This is a genomic window from Pseudoxanthomonas sp. P4_B2, assembly GCF_056402315.1.
On sequence record NZ_JBFUHQ010000004.1, the window covers coordinates 74,084 to 93,009 of the forward strand.

The 18,926-nt window shown below is 64.1% G+C and carries 14 protein-coding genes; 10 read left to right on the forward strand and 4 right to left on the reverse strand.

Features of this window, described 5'->3' with window-relative positions:
• Positions 1-67: 67 nt before the first annotated feature.
• From AC1DTQ_RS11545 to AC1DTQ_RS11555, 3 genes are all read right to left on the reverse strand, one after another.
• A complete protein-coding gene (locus tag AC1DTQ_RS11545) occupies positions 68-2,902 on the reverse strand; it encodes a valine--tRNA ligase (protein WP_477849774.1) in 2,835 nt (944 codons plus the stop codon).
• A gap of 178 nt (positions 2,903-3,080) precedes the next feature.
• Positions 3,081-3,503, reverse strand: coding sequence for a DNA polymerase III subunit chi (locus AC1DTQ_RS11550; protein WP_310096115.1), 423 nt, complete (start codon positions 3,501-3,503; stop codon positions 3,081-3,083).
• Between the two features lie 3 nt (positions 3,504-3,506).
• Complete coding sequence (locus AC1DTQ_RS11555) at positions 3,507-4,979, reverse strand: leucyl aminopeptidase (RefSeq protein ID WP_477849775.1); 1,473 nt, start codon at positions 4,977-4,979, stop codon at positions 3,507-3,509.
• 160 nt (positions 4,980-5,139) lie between these two features.
• On the opposite strand from AC1DTQ_RS11555, the gene lptF reads away from it, so the two are divergent.
• Entirely contained in the window at positions 5,140-6,222 is a 1,083-nt protein-coding gene (gene lptF / locus AC1DTQ_RS11560) for an LPS export ABC transporter permease LptF (protein WP_477849776.1), read from the forward strand.
• A complete protein-coding gene (gene lptG / locus AC1DTQ_RS11565; protein ID WP_477849777.1) occupies positions 6,219-7,319 on the forward strand; it encodes an LPS export ABC transporter permease LptG in 1,101 nt (366 codons plus the stop codon). The genes lptF and lptG overlap by 4 nt, the downstream gene beginning before the upstream one ends.
• 247 nt (positions 7,320-7,566) lie before the next feature.
• On the opposite strand, the gene AC1DTQ_RS11570 is transcribed toward lptG, so the two are convergent.
• A complete protein-coding gene (locus tag AC1DTQ_RS11570) occupies positions 7,567-8,037 on the reverse strand; it encodes an RDD family protein (protein WP_477849779.1) in 471 nt (156 codons plus the stop codon).
• A 52-nt stretch (positions 8,038-8,089) separates the two neighbouring features.
• Between AC1DTQ_RS11570 and xerD the strand changes: the two genes are divergently transcribed.
• From xerD to xpsH, 8 genes are all read left to right on the forward strand, one after another.
• Positions 8,090-9,043 (forward strand): site-specific tyrosine recombinase XerD, encoded by a 954-nt coding sequence (gene xerD, locus AC1DTQ_RS11575; RefSeq protein ID WP_477849780.1) that lies wholly within the window; start codon positions 8,090-8,092, stop codon positions 9,041-9,043.
• Between the two features lie 465 nt (positions 9,044-9,508).
• Complete coding sequence (locus tag AC1DTQ_RS11580; protein ID WP_477849781.1) at positions 9,509-10,336, forward strand: thioredoxin fold domain-containing protein; 828 nt, start codon at positions 9,509-9,511, stop codon at positions 10,334-10,336.
• Between the two features lie 87 nt (positions 10,337-10,423).
• Complete coding sequence (gene purL, locus AC1DTQ_RS11585) at positions 10,424-14,329, forward strand: phosphoribosylformylglycinamidine synthase (RefSeq protein ID WP_477849782.1); 3,906 nt, start codon at positions 10,424-10,426, stop codon at positions 14,327-14,329.
• Positions 14,330-14,427: 98 nt separating this feature from the next.
• The gene (gene gspE, locus AC1DTQ_RS11590; RefSeq protein ID WP_477850070.1) at positions 14,428-16,149 is read left to right on the forward strand and encodes a type II secretion system ATPase GspE; all 1,722 of its coding nucleotides are present in this window, start codon (positions 14,428-14,430) and stop codon (positions 16,147-16,149) included.
• Positions 16,150-16,174: 25 nt separating this feature from the next.
• A complete protein-coding gene (locus tag AC1DTQ_RS11595; RefSeq protein ID WP_477849783.1) occupies positions 16,175-16,636 on the forward strand; it encodes a hypothetical protein in 462 nt (153 codons plus the stop codon).
• Positions 16,637-16,652: 16 nt separating this feature from the next.
• Entirely contained in the window at positions 16,653-17,867 is a 1,215-nt protein-coding gene (xpsF, locus tag AC1DTQ_RS11600; protein WP_477849784.1) for a type II secretion system protein XpsF, read from the forward strand.
• 82 nt (positions 17,868-17,949) lie between these two features.
• Complete coding sequence (gene gspG, locus AC1DTQ_RS11605) at positions 17,950-18,384, forward strand: type II secretion system major pseudopilin GspG (RefSeq protein ID WP_477849785.1); 435 nt, start codon at positions 17,950-17,952, stop codon at positions 18,382-18,384.
• Between the two features lie 9 nt (positions 18,385-18,393).
• Positions 18,394-18,909: a type II secretion system protein XpsH gene (gene xpsH / locus AC1DTQ_RS11610; RefSeq protein ID WP_477849787.1), complete on the forward strand. Its 516-nt coding sequence runs from the start codon at positions 18,394-18,396 to the stop codon at positions 18,907-18,909.
• Positions 18,910-18,926 lie beyond the last annotated feature (17 nt).

Below are 18,926 nucleotides of genomic sequence, written 5' to 3' on the forward strand. Positions count from 1 at the left end.
GCTCTTGATTTTGCATCTTGGCTAAAGCTCGCGGCGAGACGCCGCTCCCACGGTGTTATGTCGGGATTTAAAGCTTGGTGCGTTGCTCGAGCAGGCCGACTAATTGATTGTTCCAATCGATCAGGCGCTTGCGCTCTTGCTCCACCACGGCAGCAGGGGCGTTCTGCACGAAGGTTTCGCTGGCAAGCTTTGCTTCGCACTTGGCGATCTCACTTCTCACGCGCTTGGTTTCCTTGTCCAGGCGGCTGCGCTCGGCTTCCAAGTCCACAAGGCCTTCCAGTGGAACCAGCAACTTCAGCTCGCCGACGATGGCAGGCGCCGAGGCCGGTGCTTGCTCGTTCGCCTGCAACCATTCGATCGTTTCGAGCTTGAGCAGGAACGAAAGTTGTGAGGCGTAGCGATCCGACAGCTTGCGGTCGTTGGCGTTGCCGCCTTGCAGCAGCAGGCGAACCTGCTTACCTGGCGACACGCCCAGCTCGCTGCGCACGCGACGCAGCGCCGAAACCATGTCCTTGAGCCACTCTACGTCGGTACCCGCTTGCGCGAAATCGTTGCCGGCGTAGTCGGCTGCGGCCGGATAGGACTGCAGCGAAATGGTGCCGCCCTTAATGCCCAGGCGCGGCGCAACCTGCTGCCACAGCTCTTCGGTGACGAAAGGCGTCAGCGGATGCAGCAGGCGCAGCAGCGCTTCCAACACGTACAGCAAGGTGTGTCGGGTGCTGTCGGCGGCGGCCGCGTTGTCGCCGTTCAACGCAGGCTTGGCTAGTTCCAGGAACCAGTCGCAGAACTCGTTCCAGGCGAATTCGTACAGCGCCTGTGCGAGCAAGTCGAAGCGATAGCTGGCGTAGTGGGTTTCGGCTTCGGAGGAGACTTTCGCCAGGCGCGAGAGAATCCACTTCTCGGCATCGGTGGCAGGAGCAAAATCAAGAGCGCCCCCATCCGCCCTGCGGGCGCCTTCCCCCGCAAGCAGGGGAAGGGTGAACGTCTCGGTATTCATCAGCACGAAACGCGTCGCATTCCACAGCTTGTTGCAAAAATTCTTGTAGCCCTCCGCGCGGCCCATGTCGAACTTGATGTCGCGACCGTGGTTAGCCAGCGCGGCGATGGTGAAGCGCAGTGCGTCGGCACCGTGAGCGGCGATGCCTTCGGGGAATTCCTTGCGTGTGGCCCTCTCGATCTTCGGCGCATCGGTGGGCTTCATCAGGCCGGTGGTGCGTTTGGCGACCAGATCTTCCAGGTCTATGCCGTCGATGATGTCCAGCGGGTCCAGCACGTTGCCCTTGGACTTGGACATCTTCTGTCCGTCCTTGTCGCGGATCAGGCCGGTGATATAGACGTCCTTGAACGGAACTTCGCCGGTGAAATGATCGGTCGCCATGATCATGCGCGCGACCCAGAAGAAGATGATGTCGAAACCGGTGACCAGCACTGAGCTGGGCAGATAGCGATCGAAGCCGCGCTCGGCCATCGCCGCTTCATCGGGCCAGCCCATCGTGCTGAACGGCCACAGCTGCGAGCTGAACCAGGTTTCCAGCACGTCGTTGTCTTGCGAAAGCACCACCTCAGCGCTGAGTGAGTTCTTGGCGCGCACTTCGGCTTCGTCGCGGCCAACGTAGATTTTTCCGCTCTCGTCGAACCACGCAGGAATGCGATGGCCCCACCAGAGCTGGCGGCTGATGCACCAGTCCTGGATATTTTCCATCCAGTGGCGATAAGTGTTGATCCAGTTCGCTGGCACGAACTTGACCGCGCCCGGCTTTCCATCGACGCCTTCGACCAGTTCGAGGCCACGAGCCGCCAGAGCATCCATCTTCACGAACCACTGGTCGGTCAGGTACGGCTCGATCACCTGGCCAGTGCGGTCGCCTTTTGGCACCTGCAATTTGTGCGGCTTGGTTTCGACCAACAGGCCCTCGTCCTCAAGATCGGCGAGAATCCGCTTGCGTGCCTCGTAGCGATCCAGGCCACGGTACTTCTCCGGCGCGGCATCGTTGATCGCTGCGTTCGGGGTGAGGATGTTGATCAGCGGCAGGTCGTGGCGTTGGCCCACCTGGTAGTCGTTGAAATCGTGCGCCGGCGTGATCTTGACCACGCCGGTGCCGAATTCGCGCTCGACATAGGTGTCGGCGATGATCGAAATCTCGCGTCCGGTCAGCGGCAGCTTCACCATCTTGCCGACTAGATGCGCGTAGCGCTCGTCTTCCGGGTGCACGGCCAGCGCGGAATCGCCAAGCATGGTTTCCGGGCGCGTGGTGGCCACGGTGAGCGAACCGCTGCCATCGCTAAGCGGATAGGCGATGGACCACAGGAAGCCGTCCTGCTCCACATTCTCCACTTCAAGGTCGGAAATCGCGGTCTTCAGTACCGGATCCCAGTTGACCAGACGCTGGCCGCGGTAGATCAGGCCTTCTTCATGCAATTTGACGAAGGCTTCGATCACTGCCTGGGACGCCATCGGGTCCATGGTGAATGTGCTGCGCGACCAGTCGCTCGAGGTGCCCAAGCGACGCATCTGGCGCTCGATGGTGTCGCCGGACTGCGCCTTCCATTCCCAGACTTTTTCGATGAAGCCGTCGCGGCCCAGCGAGTCGCGGGTTTCGCCCTTGCCTTCCAGCGCCAGGTTGCGCGAGACCACCATCTCGGTGGCGATGCCGGCGTGGTCGGTGCCCACCTGCCACAGAGTGTCGTAGCCACGCATGCGGTGGTAGCGGATCAGCGCGTCCATCAGCGTCTGCTGGAAGGCATGGCCCATGTGCAGCGTGCCGGTGACGTTGGGCGGCGGCAGCAGGATGGTGTACGGCTCGCCTTTCCCGCTCGGCTTGAAATAGCCGGCGTTTTCCCACTCGGCATAGAGGCGGGATTCGAAGGATTTGGGGTCGTAGCTGGGGGCGAGGTCGGTCATGGGGTCCGCGTTCTGTTTCTATCGTCATCCCAGCAGGAGCCAGGATCCGTTTGTTAACCCTTCTCTCGTTTACGGGAGAGGGCTGGGTGAGGGGCTCTCTTCGGCGACATATGGCTAAGAACGCCCTCATCCGCCCTGCGGGCACCTTCTCCCGCAAGCGGGAGAAGGGTTGGAACCATTACATATCGTGTTTGGTGACGTCGTACCCGCGCGCCTTGTATTGTTTCCAGCGTTCGCGCAGCGGTTCGCGCGCGGATTCGTCGGCGGGCACGACTTCCAGGATGCGTTCGCAGGGGCCGTCGAAGGCCGCGTCGCGCAGATTAATTACCAGCGCGCGCGCGGGCGTGTCGACATCCGGCGTGGCGATCAGCACCGGGGTTAGTTCGTCTTCCTCGTCGCCGGCGATCTGATGCGGGATGTAGGCATCGTCGTCCATCTCCCACAACAACGCATCGATCTGTTCCGCCTGTTCGGCGTCGCGCGCCAGGACCAGCGTCCACAGGTTGGCGTCGTAGGACTTACGCGCGAGTTCGCAGACCAGCTTGAGCGGTTCTTCCAGGAAGCGGGGCTTCGCGATTAGGTAGAAGTCGGCGCGCGGCACGGTTTACGCCGCGCGATCCAGCAACCACTGCGTCAACAAGCCGACCGGACGGCCGGTCGCCATGCCGCGCTTGCCTTCGTCGTTGGCGACGCCGGCGATATCCAGGTGCGCCCAGCGCTGGTTCTCGGTGAATCGCGCCAGAAAGCAACCGGCGGTGATGGCGCCGGCCCAGCGACCGCCAATGTTGTAGACGTCGGCGAAGGTGGAATCTAGTTGGGTCTGGTATTCGTCCCACAGCGGCAGGCGCCAGGCGCGGTCGAATACCGTTTCGCCCGCAGCCAGCAGTTCGTTGGACAGATCGTCGTGCTTACTCATCAGGCCGGTGGCGTAGCGACCCAAGGCCACGATGCAGGCGCCGGTCAGGGTGGCCACGTCCAGTAGCGCTTCGGGTTCAAAGCGCTGCGCGTAGGTCAGCGCATCGCACAGGATCAGACGGCCTTCGGCGTCGGTGTTGCCGACTTCGATGGTCTTGCCGGACATGCTGGTGATGACGTCGGACGGGCGATAGGCATTGCCATCGATCGCGTTCTCCACCGCCGGCACCACCACCACTACATTCAACGGCAGCTTCATCTTCACCGCGGCCACGAAGGTGCCGATTACGTTGGCGGCGCCGCACATGTCGTACTTCATTTCCTCGATGCCGCCCTGGGTCTTCAGGTTGACGCCGCCGGTGTCGAAGGTGATGCCCTTGCCAACCAGTACCAACGGTTTGGCATCTCCGCCGCCATTCCACTTGAGTACGATCAGGTGTGGGCGGTGGGTCGATCCTCGAGCCACCGCCAGCAGCGAACCCATGCCCAGCGCTTCCATCTGGGTTTCGTCCAGGATTTCGGATTCCGCGCCTTCGTTCTCCGCGGCGAAATTCTGCGCCTGTTCGGCCAGATAAGCCGGAGTGCAGATATTCGGCGGCAGGTTGCCGAGTTCGCGCGCGAAAGCCACGCCGGTGGCGATGGCTACGCCCTGCGCAAGCGCCTGTTCGTCGCCGCCGCTGATCGAAAGCGTGGCCAGGCCGGCATCGTCGTTCTTCTTCTTGCCCAGTGTTGCGGTGTAGCGATAGCAGGCATGGTCCGAGGCGATAACGGCCTGGCGGATGTTCCAGGCGCTGTCGCGCTCTTTCACTTCCACTTCGGAGAGCGTGAACAGCGCATTGCTCGAAGGACCGACCTTCAACGCGCGCGTCGCGTCGCCGACGGCCTTCAGGTATTGCGGCACGCCGAACTTGGCAGCTTCGCCCAGGCCGATCACCAGCACCCGCGGCGCGGTGATGCCGGGAAGATCGTGGAGCAGGGTGGTTTTGCCGGTTTTGCCGCTCACATCACCGCGCTGGACCAGCGTATTGAGCTTGCCGCCACTGGCCGCATCCAGCGCGCGCCCCGCCGGCGTCAGGGTCTTGTCGCCATAGGCGCCTACCACGATGCAGTCGAAGCCAGCGCTGGCCGGCGCGTCGTGGTTCAGGGTGAATTCCAGTGCCATTGAGCAGATTCCCAGATCATTAGGTGACGAGTTACGTACAATTGCGGGTTCTCAGGCTGCGGCAAGACCGCGCCAGGCCGTGCCGATCCAATCTGGCTATCCGATCCTAAAAGACCGCGGCCAATCCCAGCGAACGAACCCGAGATTGTAAACCAACCCCATGGCGAAGCTGGACCGCTACCTCTTCCGCGAATTCACCCAGAGCTTCCTGGCCACGCTGATCGTGCTGCTGGTAGTGAGCCTGGGCGGGGTGATGGCGGATTTGCTGGGCAATATCGCCGAGGGCCGGATTCCGGCGAACCTGTTGATCTCGCAGATGGGCCTGCAGTTGCTCAACTACCTGCCCGTGATCCTGCCGCTGGCGCTGATGCTGGGGCTTCTGCTGGCCTTCGCACGCCTGTACCGCGACTCGGAAATGCCCGTGCTGACCGGGATCGGGGTCGGACCGAGACGGATGCTAAAGCCCTTCCTGATGCTGGTGGTGCCGGTGGTGGGGTTGATCGGCGCGCTGTCGCTGTGGCTGGGACCCTGGGCCGACCGGACCAGCGAACGCATGATCGAACACGCCAACCGCAGCCTGGTCGTGGCCGGCCTGGACGCCGGCCGGTTCACCATGCTGCCCAACGGCAGCGTCATTTACATCGGCGGGATTTCGGCCGACGGAACCAAGTTGCAACGGGTGTTCGTGCAGCGCCAGGAAGGCGAGCGGCTGGACGTGGTGACTGCGCGTACCGGCGAGATGTTTTTTGAAGGCCAGCGCGATCGCTACATGCGGCTGAACGAGGGTTTTCGGGTGGAAGGGCCGCTGGACTCGGGTCGCGATTTCAACCTGATGCGCTTCGCCAGCAATGAGTTCGCGCTGCCGGACCGGGCCGATGTGCGCGCCGAAACCGATCCAGAACTGCTGCCCACCCTGGCCTTGTTCAGCGACAAGCGCGCCGACGCCAATGCGCAGCTGCACTACCGGCTCACCCCGCCGTTGCTGGCGTTGGCGTTCGCGCTGATTGCGTTGCCGCTGGCGCGCAGCTCGCCGCGACAGGCGCGCTATGGACGCATCATGCTCGGTTTCCTGGCTTATTTGGTGGGCACCAACCTGATGTACGTCGGCACCCAGGCCTTGTCCGAAGATAAGGTTCCGGGAATGCTGGGGCTCTGGTGGCTGACTGTGCCGCTGCTGGCGTTCGGCCTATGGTCCTATTTGCGCGACGGGCGCATGGCGCGTTCGCGGATGAAATCGGCATGAGGCTGCGGCCCAATCTCCACGACCTCTATGTAGGCCGGGTGGTTCTGGTCACCGTGTTGCTGGTGTGGTCGGTGTTGGTGGGGCTGGACGTGATCAACGCGATTTCCAGCGAGCTCAACGACCTGGGCAAGGGCAGCTATACCTTCGGCCATGCGGTGGCTTTCGTGGCCTACACCATTCCCCGTCGCGCCTACATGATGTTTCCCACCGCGGCGGTGATCGGTGTATTGATGGGGCTGGGCCAACTGGCCGCCAGTTCGGAGCTGATTGCACTGCGGGCGGTAGGGCTCTCCCGCCGGCGCTTGAGCCTGTCGGTCGCCATCACCCTGGCCCTGCTGACTGGGCTAATGGTGTTCGGCATGGAAACGGTGGGTAGCTGGGGCCAGACCCAGGCCGATCGGGTCAGGACCTCGGCGATCACCAATAACGCGGCGGCGGCGACCTACTCGGGACTCTGGGCGCGCGAGGGCAATGTTTTCCTCAATGCGCAGAGCGGCGAAAAGAAGGTGCAGGACGGCCGCGAGTGGCTGCAACTGCGCGACGTACGCCTGTACGAACTGGCCGACGACGGCAGGCTGGCCGCGATTTCCCATGCCACCACCGCCGAGAACTTCGACGACAAGTGGGTGCTGAAAAATGTGTTGCGCACCACTTTCGACGCGCGTTCGATCACCCAGCAGCAGTTGCTGGGCATGCGTTGGGAATCGGACCTGGACCCGGCCGCGCTGGCCGATACCATCGCCAAACCACGCTACATGGCCGCCACCGATCTGGCGCGCAGTATCGAATACCGTCAGCGCAATGGGCTGGATGCGCGCGAGTACGAGGAGGTCTACTGGGGCCGCTGGTTCTACCCCTTGAATGTGTTGGCGCTATGCCTGGCCGCTATCCCGTTCGCTTTCGGCAGCCTGCGCAGCGGCGGGCTGGGGAAACAGCTGTTCCTGGGCATCCTGTTCGCCCTGAGTTTCTGGCTGATGCAGACCTTGTTCAGTCGCCTGGCAGGCGCGTTCAAGTTCGACTACTGGATCGCCTACCTGCTACCGCCCCTGGTGATGCTGACGGTGTCGGCCTGGTTGTTTAAACGGCGCAGCAGCTAAATGACTCGTAGGGCGGGCCTTGGCCCGCCATTGCCATGCGGAATGCTCGCGACGACAAGCGGTACAGCCTGTCGTGGTTTGCCATCGCCACCGAAGAGATGGCAATGGCGGGCCAAGGCCCGCCCTACCGCTTCGGCAGGCGGACCATGCGTGTATCGCTTGCGCGGTCGTGCCGCGCCACGATGGACTTCAAGTAACAGCGGAGTCGAACGCGCCGCAGCGCGCCCATGACCTGCCGAATCGGGCTCTATTTTTTCGGCACGCGGACCATGCGTGTACGACTTGCGCGGTCGTGCCAAGTGAGCCTCCCTCGATCAATCCAGGCCCACCAAAACCCTAGCCCGCCCATCAGCACCGACACCACGGCGACCGCATAGCGCAGCCACAGGGCGCTCCAGCGCGGCGCCTGGCCATCTTGCGCGACCACCTTGAGGCGCCACGGACGCATGCCCAGGGTCTGGCCGCCGCGGCGCCAGCTGATCACAGCGTAGAGGCCGGTCGCGACGACGCAGGTCAACCACAGCGCCCACCAAAGCAACGAGAAGGGAGCGATGTTCTGGTGCGGATCGTGGCCACCAACGAACGTGTAGCCCAGCACGAAAGGAATGGCGATCAGCATCCACAGCGCCAGCACGGGCCAGAAATCGTAGAGCAATGCGAGCAGGCGCCAGCCGATATGGGCGCGGGGTTTCGGCGTGGCGGCGCGTGGATCGTTCATGTGCACAGGATAGCGGGAGGCGCCGATCGAGCGCGCACTCTATGCTTGGTAGATGACTTCGACTACTCCTGCCGACCGCCGCATCCAGGCCATGGCTTTGCCGCCCGTGCCCGACTCCGATGCTGCGGAAATCACCGCCTTCCTCGACGCGATCTGGGCGGAGAACGGATTAGCCCAGCCTACTTTGGACAGTTACCGGCGCGATCTGGAGGGCTTGGCACGCTGGCGCAAGGGACGGCAGGGTGGGCTGGTGCAGGCCGATCGCGCGGGGTTGTTCGATTATTTCGCCGCGCGTACCGCGCAGGACTATTCCCCACGCAGCAATGCACGCCTGTTGTCGTCGTTGCGCGCCTTCTACGCCTGGCTGCTGCGTCGCGGCCTGCGCAGCGACGATCCTACCGCCTTGCTCGATCCGCCGAAGCTGCCGCGGTCGCTGCCCAAAGCCCTGGCCGAAAGCCAGATCGACGCCCTGTTGGCCGCACCGCAGACCGACACGCCGCTGGGATTGCGCGACCGCGCCATGTTCGAACTGATGTATGCCGCCGGCCTGCGCGTCAGCGAATTGGTGAACCTGCCCGCCAATGCCGTGAACCTGCGCCAGGGTGTGGTGCGGGTGACCGGCAAGGGCAGCAAGGAGCGGCTCGTCCCGCTGGGCGAAGAGTCGCAGCACTGGCTGGAGAAGTACTTGGCCGAGGCCAGGCCGAAACTGGCGGGCAAGGCCAGCCGTACGGCGCTGTTCATTGGCGGCGACGGTGAGCCGCCCAGCCGCCAGCAATTCTGGGGACTGGTGAAACGCTATGCCGCAGTGGCCGGCATCGATCCCGGCAAAGTCAGTCCGCATGGGCTTCGCCACAGCTTCGCCACGCACCTGCTCAACCACGGGGCGGATCTGCGCGCGCTGCAAATGCTGCTGGGCCATAGTTCGCTTTCCACCACCCAGATCTACACGCTGGTGGCGCGCGAGCACCTGCAACAGCTGCATACGAAACACCATCCGCGTGGGTGAGCCAGGGCACGCTTTGCGCGGCACTGCCGCGCAGCCCTGGCGAACGCCCGGCCAGGGATGGCCGGGCAGGTGTATCCGAAGCCCGAATCCTTGCGCCAAGGACGGCATCGTTGCAATTGGCGATATGGCGCGGCACTGCCGCACAGCCCTGGCGAACGCCCGGCCAGGGATGGCCGGGCAGGTGTATCCGAAGCCCGAATCCTTGCGCCAAGGACGGCATCGTTGCAATTGGCGATATGGCGCGGCACTGCCGCGCAGCCCTGGCGAACGCCCGGCCAGGGATGGCCGGGCAGGTGTATCCGACGCCCGGATCGTTGTGCCTGGGGGACATCGTTGCACTGATGCCGCCGCACCGAAGTGAAAAAACAGCCGCCCGTGGGATATGCGAAAATCGCCTGAACCTATGAATCACAACAGCGGTCGAATCACCTGCCGCGCACCCCGCACCCTTCAAAGGACCGCTTCATGAAGCATCTGCTGTTCTGCATCGCCGTGTTGCTGGGTCCGGCCAGCCTTTGCGCTTGCGCCCAGGCCCCGCAGCCCGGACAGGCGGCGGCGCCGGCTTCGCCTGCGGCAGCCGTGGCGGCCAAAGGAAATACTCGGGACGAACGCGCGCGCCAGGCGCTGATGACCCTGAATCCGAAGATCCAGATCGACTACATCGGCGCCGCGGCATTGCCCGGTTTCCGTGAAGCCATCGTCGGCGGGCAGGTGGTGTTGGTCAGCGATGACGGCAAGTACCTGGTGCAGGGGAGCGTGCTGGATATCGGCGCGAAAAAAGAACTGACTCAATCGAGCCCGGCGCTGTCCAAATACCGCCAGGACTTGCTCAAGAGCATCAAGACCAGCGAGCGCATCGTATTCGCGCCGCCCAACCCGAAATACACGCTCAGCGTGTTCACCGATATCGAGTGCGGCTACTGCCGCAAGCTGCACAGCGAGATCGCCGAATACAACAAGCGGGGCATCGCCATCGAATACTTAGCCTTTCCGCGCATGGGCCTGGGCAGCCAGGACCACCGCGACATGATCTCGGTCTGGTGCGCGACCGACCGCAAGCAGGCCCTGACCGACGCCAAGGGCGGCAAGCCCGTCCCCGCGCGGACCTGCAAAAGCACGCCGGTGGACATGGAATACAACGTGGGACAGCGCCTCGGCATTTCCGGCACGCCGGCCATATTCGCCCCGGACGGGACTCAGTTGGGCGGTTACCTGCCGCCAGACCAGATGCGCGAAGCCCTGGACAAGCTGGCCGGTGATGCCCAGGCGAACAAACCGGCCGGCATGTTGTAAGCCGGACGGGGAAATGCGACACGACGAAGCCGGCCTTGCGCCGGCTTCGCTACAATAGAGAGCCCCGTTCCTTACGGTTTGCCGGACATGATCGTCCTCGAGGGCCAGTCGGCCCTGTCGCAGTTCCGCCGCGCGCGGCTTGAATCCCGATTGCAGTCCGTCTCGCCGTCCGTGCTGGTACGCGGCGCGTGGCACGTCTATTTCGTCGAACCCGAAGCGGGCGCCGAGGTGGACATCGACACACTGGGCCGCATTCTGCAGGCGTCGTCCGATCCTGTCGCCGCCGCCGAAGACACCCGGTCCCGGTTCATCGTGCCGCGCCTGGGCACCTTGTCGCCCTGGGCCAGCAAAGCTACCGAACTGCTGCGCGGCGCTGGCCTTCCGGTCAAGCGCGTGGAGCGCGGCACCCGCATCGATCTGCAGGGTTGGGAAGACTCCGCCGCACTGGCGAAGCTGCTGCACGATCCGATGACCCAGTCTCTGCTGTCGGCGCGCGAACAGGCCGCCGCGCTATTCACCGCGCTGCCGCGCGGCGCCCTGGAACGCATCCCGCTGGGTGCGCTGGAAGCGGCCAACAAGCGCCTGGGCCTGGCCCTGGCCGAGGACGAGATCGACTACCTGCGTCTGCGCTACGGCGAACTGGGCCGCGATCCTTCCGATGTCGAGCTGATGATGTTCGCGCAGGCCAATTCCGAGCACTGCCGCCACAAGATCTTCAACGCGACCTGGACCATCGAAGGCAAGGACCAGCCGCAATCCCTGTTCCGCATGATCAAGCACACTCATGCGCACACGCCTCAGCACACGCTTTCCGCCTACAGCGACAACGCGGCGGTGGTGGAAGGTTATGCGTCCTCGCGTTTCCGCCCCGATGCCATCGGCCACTACCGCAGCGAAGCGAAGCTGGATTCGGCGTTCTGTATCAAGGTGGAAACCCATAACCATCCGACCGCCATCGCGCCCTTTCCCGGCGCCAGCACCGGCGCCGGCGGCGAAATTCGTGATGAAGGAGCAACGGGCCGTGGCGGCAAGCCCAAGGCGGGGCTAAGCGGTTTCAGCGTCTCGCACCTGCGCATTCCGACCCTGCCGCAAAAGTGGGAAAACTTCGGCGACAGCGGGCCGCGCTCGCTGAATCCGCGAATGGCGCCGGCGCTGGAAATCATGCTGGACGGCCCGCTAGGCGCGGCCGCCTTCAACAACGAATTCGGACGCCCGAACCTGGTCGGCTACTTCCGCAGTTTCGAACTGCCGGAATCCGCCACGCTGACCCGTGGCTATGACAAGCCGATCATGCTCGCCGGTGGTCTGGGCGCCATCGATCGCGTGCAGGTCGAGAAGATCCGCCTGCAGCCGGGCGACGCGGTGATCGTGCTGGGCGGCCCGGCCATGCTGATCGGCCTGGGCGGCGGCGCCGCCAGCTCGGTAGCATCGGGCGATACCGCCGAAGACCTCGATTTCGCCAGCGTGCAGCGCGACAACCCGGAAATGGAGCGCCGCTGTCAGGAAGTGATCGACCGTTGCGTGGCGATGGGTGCAAACAATCCGATCCGCTGGTTCCACGATGTCGGCGCTGGCGGCCTGTCCAACGCGATTCCCGAATTGCTGCATGACTCGGGCGTGGGCGGCGTGATCGACCTGGACAAGGTACCGAGCGACGATCCCTCGCTGTCGCCGATGCAGCTCTGGAGCAACGAATCGCAGGAGCGTTACGTGCTGGGCGTGGCCCAGGAGCGTTTGGCCGAATTCGCGGCCTTGTGCGAACGCGAGCGTTGTCCGTTCGCGGCGGTCGGCACGGCGACGGCAGAGGAACGTCTAGTCGTGGGCTATGGCGCGACGGTTGGATCGCTTCCGCGGGAATTGCCGATAGACCTTCCCATGGACGTGTTGTTCGGCAAGGCGCCGAAGATGCACCGGAACACCGCGCACCCGCCCGCGCCGCGCTGGCCGGCGATGGAAACGGCGGGTCTGGATCTGCATGACGCCGGTCTGCGCGTGCTTGCGCATCCGTCGGTGGCTTCCAAGCAGTTCCTGATCACCATCGGCGATCGCAGCGTCGGCGGCTTGACCGCGCGCGACCAGATGATCGGTCCGTGGCAGTTGCCGTTGGCGGACTGCGCCATCACCTTGTCGGGTTTCGATGGTTACGTCGGCGAAGCCATGGCCATCGGCGAACGCACGCCGCTGGCGCTGCTCAACGCCGCCGCATCGGCGCGCATGGCCGTCGGCGAAGCGATCACCAATCTGTGCGCGGCGCCGGTGGAATCTCTCGAGCGAATCAAACTCTCCGCCAACTGGATGGCCGCGGCCAACCATGCCGGCGAAGACGCCTTGCTGTTCGACGCGGTGAAAGCGGTGGGCATGCAGTTGTGTCCCGAAATCGACCTGAGCATCCCGGTCGGCAAGGATTCTCTGTCGATGCAGGCGCAGTGGCAGGTGGACGACACGGCGCAGAAATCGGTTTCGCCGGTCTCGCTCATCATCACCGCTTTCGCCCCGGTCACCGACGCGCGCGAGCAGCTCACGCCGTTGCTCGCCCGCGAAGAAGACAGCGACCTGTGGCTGATCGGCCTGGGTGCGGGCAAGCAGCGCCTTGGCGGTTCGGTGCTGGCGCAGTGCCATCCCGAGGCGGGCGCGGGCGCGTTGCCGGCGTTCGGCGGCAGCGATGCGGACGACAGCGTGCCCGACCTCGACGATCCGCAACGGCTGCGGGACTTCTTCGAACTGATCCGCGACGCGCGCGAAGCCGGCGTATTGCTGGCCTACCACGACCGCAGCGACGGCGGCGCATTCGCCGCGTTGTGCGAAATGGCGTTCGCCGCGCATTGCGGTCTCGACATCCAATTGGACGGATGGGGCGACGATCCGTTCCGCACCCTGTTCGCAGAAGAGTTGGGCGCCGTCGTGCAGGTGTCGGCCGAAGACCGCGCCGCCTTCGCGGACCTGGTCGAACGCCATGCCTTGACCGAATGCGCGCAACGCATCGCCAGGCCGACCACTGCGCCGGTGATCCGCATCGAGCAAGAGGGCGAAGTGCTGTCGCAGTGGCGCTGGGACGAATTGTTCGACGCATGGTGGTCGGTTACCCACGCCATGCAGAAGTTGCGCGACAACCCGGAGACGGCCGACGAAGAGCGCCAGCTAGCACGCGATTTCTCGGCGCCCGGTTTGCGTCCTAAACTGGGTTTCGATCCGGCTGAAGATGTCGCAGCGCCCTACATCGCAAAGGGCGTCCGGCCGAAGGTCGCGATTCTGCGCGAGCAAGGCGTCAACGGTCAGATCGAAATGGCAGCCGCCTTCGACCGGGCCGGCTTCGACGCTTTCGATGTGCACATGAGCGACCTGATCGGCGGCCGCGTGAAGCTGGAGGAATTCAAGGGCTTCGCCGCCTGTGGCGGCTTCAGCTATGGCGACGTGCTGGGCGCGGGGCGCGGCTGGGCCACCTCGGTCCTGGAGCGCAGCGCATTGCGCGACGCGTTCGCGGCGTTCTTCGAGCGCGACGATACATTCTCGCTCGGTGTCTGCAACGGCTGCCAGATGCTGAGCCAGCTGAAGGACATCATTCCCGGGGCCACGCATTGGCCGCGCTTCCTGCGCAACCGCAGCGAACAGTTCGAGGCGCGTTCTTCCCTATTGGAAGTGATGGAATCGCCGTCGCTGTTCCTGCAGGGCATGGCCGGTTCGCGCATCCCGGTGGCGGTCGCGCATGGCGAAGGCCGCGCCGAGTTCGATAGCGCCGCCGATCAGAGCGCGGCCAGGGTGGCGTTGCGCTATATCGACGGCGAGGGTCATGTGGCTGCGCAATACCCGCTCAACCCCAACGGCTCGCCTGAAGGCATCACCGGCCTGACCAGCGACGACGGTCGTTCCACCATCCTGATGCCGCATCCGGAGCGGACCTTGCGCAGCGTTAACCTCAGTTGGCATCCGCAAGAATGGAAAGACGATTCGCCGTGGCTGCGGATGTTCCGCAATGCGCGGGTGTGGGTGGCTTGAGCGCCAGCCATGGGTCATTCGGAACCGCTAAGGGCTGCTAGAGTGGGGCCCGGTTCCTTATGGAGTACCGCGTGAACGCAGTGGTGGGTTCCCCCGACATGCAGCCCTTGGATCCGGCTCCCGGCAGCGCGGACGAACGGATCGTCGCGGCTTTGCTGGAGAAAGGCCGGTTGAAAGACCCGGACTTGGTGCGGGCGCGGCGCCTGCAGGAAGAAACCGGTAGCAGTCTGCTGTCGTTGCTGACCCGGCTGGGACTGGTGTCCGAGCGCGACCACGCCGAAACCTGCGCCGAAGTGCTGGACCTACCGCTGCTCAACCTGAAGCAGGTGCCTGAACTGCCGCCCGAATTCTCGGCCGACATGCAGCCGCTGTCGCCACGCTTCCTACGCCAGTTCCATGTCTGCCCGCTGGGCGAGAACCAGGGCCGGTTAGACCTGTGGATGGCAGACCCGTACGAATCCTACGCGCTGGAAGCGGTGCAATTGGCGACCGGATACCCGGTGCGGCCGTGGGTCGGCCTGCGTTCGGAAATCGACGATCTGATCGAGCGCTGGCACGGGCAGGGCCGCAGTGCGATGGGAACGATAGTGGAAGATGCCGACGGCGAGAGCACCGGCAATCTCGACGACGTGGAGCACCTGCGCGATCTGGCCTCCGAGGCGCCGGTGATACGGTTGGTGAATCTGGTCATCCAGCGCGCGGTCGAACTGCGCGCTTCCGACATCCACATCGAGCCTTTCGAGAATCGTCTAAAAGTACGTTATCGCGTCGACGGCGTGCTGGAGGAGGGCGAAAGCCCGCCGGCCAACCTGACCGCGGCGGTGATCAGCCGCGTCAAGATCATGGCCAAGCTCAACATCGCCGAGCGCCGCCTGCCGCAGGACGGCCGCATCATGCTGCGCGTGCAGGGCAAGGAGCTGGATCTGCGCGTGAGCACCGTGCCCACCGCGCATGGCGAATCGGTGGTGATGCGTTTGCTGGACCGCGAAACAGTGGTGTTCGATTTCCATAAGCTCGGCTTCACCGACCACTTCCTGCCGCAGTTCCAGAAAGTGCTGGAACAACCGCATGGCATCTTGTTGGTCACCGGTCCCACGGGTTCGGGCAAGACCACCACGCTGTATACCGCGCTGAGCAAACTCAACACCGCCGACGTGAAGATCATCACCGTCGAAGATCCGGTCGAATACCAGATCGAGGGCATCAACCAGATCCAGGCCAAGCCGCAGATCGGGCTGGATTTCGCGCATGCGCTGCGCAGCATCGTGCGCCAGGATCCGGACATCATCATGATCGGCGAAATGCGCGATCTGGAAACCGCGCGCATCGCCATCCAGTCGGCGCTCACCGGCCACTTGGTGCTGTCCACGCTGCATACCAATAACGCAGCCGGCGGCATCACCCGCATGCTGGACATGGGCGTGGAGGACTACCTGCTGACTTCCACCATCAACGGCATCTTGGCCCAGCGGCTGGTGCGACGCCTGGAGCCGGCGCATGCGGAGAAATACTTGGCATCGCCCGAGGAAATCGAAAAATTCGCCCTGCGCCGTTATCAGCCGCAGGGCGACATATTCCTCTATCGACCGCGCGCTTCCGCCATCGCACCGACCGGTTACCTTGGCCGCACCACCATCATGGAATTCCTGGTCATGAACGATGAGCTGCGGCGTGCGGTCATGCGTCATGCGGGAATGGGCGAACTGGAGCAGCTCGCGCGCGATGCGGGCATGCGCACCATGTACGAGGACGGCATCGTCAAGGCGTTGAGCGGCGAGACGACGATAGAGGAAGTGTTGCGGGTTACCGAGGATGCATGACGTGCTTCGACATCGCTCGTCCGCCATGAACCCATCCTCTTGGTCGGCGACGGCGATGACTGTGCTGCTGTTGATGGGTTTCTTCGTCTCTGAGGGAGCGGCTTCCGACCGCGCGAAGAAGAAGCTATCGCGGGAGGACCTGGGGCAGGGCTTCGCCATCGGCAGCGGCGACCCGGCGCTGGCGTTGAAGGTCGATATTCTTGACGGCGTGATCGCTTCGGTTGCTCTGGCCGACGCTGCTTCGGCCAATGTCTTCGCCGAGCGCAGCCGGGGCGAAGGGCAGACCATGCTGAACCTGCGCACCGGTTTGGACGTTGCCTTGAAATTCGATCTCTACATTTCGCGCGACGGCACGACGTTCGAGTACGCCAGTACCTGCGCGGTTACTCCCGGCATATCCGGTTTCGAGATGTGGGAATACCCGGTGCGCGAGTTCGCGCTCGGCAATCCGCGTGTCCTGCCTAAAGGAAAAATGATCTGCGAGTAATCGTAGCCGACCACTTATGCCCCTCTATCGCTACAAAGCCCTCAACACCCGCGGCGAAGTCCTCGACGGCCAGATGGAAGCCGCCAACGACGGCGAGGTGGTGGCACGCCTGCAGGAACAGGGGCATTTGCCGGTCGAGGCCAAGCTCGCCTCCGAGGGCAGCGGCACCTCGTTGCGTTCGCTGTTGCAGGCCAAACCGTTCGCCGGCGACCGGCTAGTGCAGTTCACCCAGCAACTGGCGACGCTGCTGGGCGCAGGGCAGCCGCTGGATCGTTCGCTGACCATCTTGTTGGAGTTACCGGAAGACGACAAAGCGCGACGCACCATCGCCGACATCCGCGATGCGGTGCGCGGTGGCGCGCCCTTGTCCACGGCGCTGGAACGGCAGCACGGCACATTCTCGCGTCTGTACATCAACATGGTGCGCGCGGGCGAAGCCGGCGGCAGCATGCACGAAACCCTGCAGCGTCTGGCCGACTATCTGGAGCGCAGCCGGGCCATGCGCGGCCGCGTGGTCAACGCGATGATCTATCCGGCGATCCTGGTAGTGGTGGTGGGTTTCGCATTGCTGTTCCTGATGGGTTACGTGGTGCCGCAGTTCGCGCTGATGTACGAAAGCCTGGACGTGACCCTGCCGTGGTTCACGCGCGGCGTATTGGCCATCGGCCTGTTCGTACGCGACTGGTGGTTCGTGTTGGTCGCGGTACCGGCGGCCTTGCTGTGGTGGTTCGACCGCAAGCGTCGCGATCCGGTGTTCCGCGATCGTTTCGATGCCTGGCTGCTGCAGAAGAAACTGGTCGGTCCGTTGGTGGCGAAGATGGAAACCGCGCGCCTGGCGCGCACCCTGGGTACCTTGCTGAAGAACGGAGTGCCGCTGCTCGCTGCGCTCGGCATCTCCCGCAACGTGCTCGGCAACCGAGCCTTGTCCGCCGATGTCGAGCAAGCCGCCGAAGACGTGAAGAATGGCCACGGCCTCTCCGCCTCGCTGGCCAAAGGCAAGCGCTTCCCGCGGCTGGCGCTGCAGATGATCCAGGTGGGCGAGGAGTCCGGCGCGCTGGATGGCATGTTGTTGAAGACCGCCGACACTTTCGAGCTGGAAACCGCGCAGGCTATGGATCGCATGCTGGCCGCACTGGTGCCGGTGATCACGTTGGTATTGGCTGCGGTGGTCGGCATGGTCATCATCGCCGTGCTGGTGCCGTTGTACGATCTGACCAATTCGATCGGCTGAAGGGACGGCAAGCGATTCAGGAAACGACCCGTTCAGAGATTCACGCCCACACTACCCGCTTCATGATTACAAGGATTTTGTAATGCGAGTTTCACGCTCGATCACCCGTTCTCCCTCGCCGGCCGCGCAGAGCGGCATGAGCCTGTTGGAAATCATCATCGTCATCGTGCTGATCGGCGCGGTGCTCACCCTAGTCGGCAGCCGTGTGCTGGGCGGCGCCGATCGCGGCAAGGCCAACCTGGCCAAGTCGCAGATCCAGACCCTGGCCGGCAAGGTGGAGAACTATCAGCTGGATACCGGCAGTCTGCCTTCGCGCCTGGAAGATCTGGTCACCCAGCCTGGCAACGCGAACGGCTGGCTGGGTCCGTACGCCAAGGCGGCCGAGCTCAAGGATCCCTGGGGCCATGCCATCGAATACCGCGCGCCGGGTGAGGCGCAGCCGTTCGATCTGATCAGCCTGGGCAAGGACGGCCAAGTCGGTGGCGACAGCTACAACGCCGACATCAAGTTCGAATAAAACGCCTATATGGAGCGGGCCCGCATCAAGCGCACCTGCCTGCGCCAACCCCCGGCCGGCAGCCTGCGCAGATCGCGGGGCGTTTCCTTGCTGGAGATGCTGCTGGTGGTGGCGTTGATCGCCATTGCCGGCATGCTGGCGGCTATGGTGCTGACCGGCGGCCTGGACGGCATGCGCTTGCGTTCGAGTTCCAAGGAAATCGCCGCGCAATTGCGCTACGCGCGTGCGCAGGCCATCGCCACCGGCCAGTCGCAGCGTTTCGTGATCGATCCGGTCCGACACCAGTGGCAAGGGCCGAACCAGAGGCAGGGAAATATTCCGCCATCGCTGGGCGTGGAATTCACCGGAGCGCGCGAAGCCCAGGCGCGCGCGGGCGAAGGCGGCATTCTGTTCTTTCCCGACGGCGCCTCCACCGGCGGCCGGGTGCAGCTAAGCGCCAAGAAAGCGGTGTGGCGCATCGATGTGGCCTGGCTGACCGGCGAAGTAAGGCTGGCGCGCGCGCCTGGTGCCGGGTCCCCTCCATGAAATCGCCGCCATGAAAT